The sequence below is a fragment of the Ruegeria sp. CE9 genome (assembly GCF_056537425.1).
This window is the reverse complement of sequence record NZ_JBQFRO010000109.1, coordinates 1-795: the sequence shown is the minus strand read 5'-3', so window position 1 is coordinate 795 and position 795 is coordinate 1. Positions and strand designations below refer to the sequence as shown.

The window sequence follows — 795 nt, the reverse complement described above, 5'->3', positions numbered from 1 at the left end:
GCGGGGTTCTGCCCGCCTTCCTCCAGGAGATAAAAAATGAAGGGCTTTGATCCAAAGTTTGCAGATTTCCCCGACTATATCTTGGGAATAACCAAAGAAATTTGGGAAGACCGTGGTATTGCGACCCTTCACGAATACTACGCGGAGGATATCGTTGTGCGTAGTCCCGCCTCTGTCGTGGTGGGCAATGATGGTGTGATTGGGGCCACGATGGCCACTTTGGCAGAATTTCCAGATCGTCAATTGCTTGGCGAAGATGTCATTTGGTCTGGTGCACCAGAAACGGGAATGCTTTCTTCGCATCGCATTCTGTCGACCGCCACGCATCTTGGTAGTGGCATCTACGGCAAGGCATCTGGCACCAAGCTCACCTACCGCATCATTGCAGACTGTCATGCTATCAGTAATAAAATTAACGATGAGTGGCTGATCCGCGATCAGGGCGCAATTGTTCGTCAAATGGGATGGGACCCTAGAGACTATGCCCGTGATCAAATTTCTCGCGAAGGCGGTGTGGTAAAAGCTGCGTTGCCTTTTGTGCCGAAAATAGATGTCGCGGGCCCGTATCAAGGGCGGGGTAATGACAATGAATGGGGTGAGCGCTATGCAGATGTGCTCAATAAAATTATGTTCGCTGACATGGCGGTCATTCCACGAGAGTATGACCGGGCTGTTCAAACAGAGTATCCAGGTGGCGTAACAGGTCATTCCTATCCTGCCGTGGATGAGTTTTGGATGGGTCTTCGCGCTGCTTTTCCAAACGCTAAGTTTGCGATTGAGCATCAAATTGGCCGC

1 protein-coding gene is annotated in these 795 nt (G+C 50.7%); it reads left to right on the top strand.

The genetic code is table 11. The annotated features are described in order from the left end of the window. Nucleotides 1–36: 36 nt before the first annotated feature. Nucleotides 37–795 (top strand): ester cyclase (locus ACR0B3_RS24350; RefSeq protein WP_480811290.1); only part of this gene is annotated, 759 nt, incomplete at its 3' end.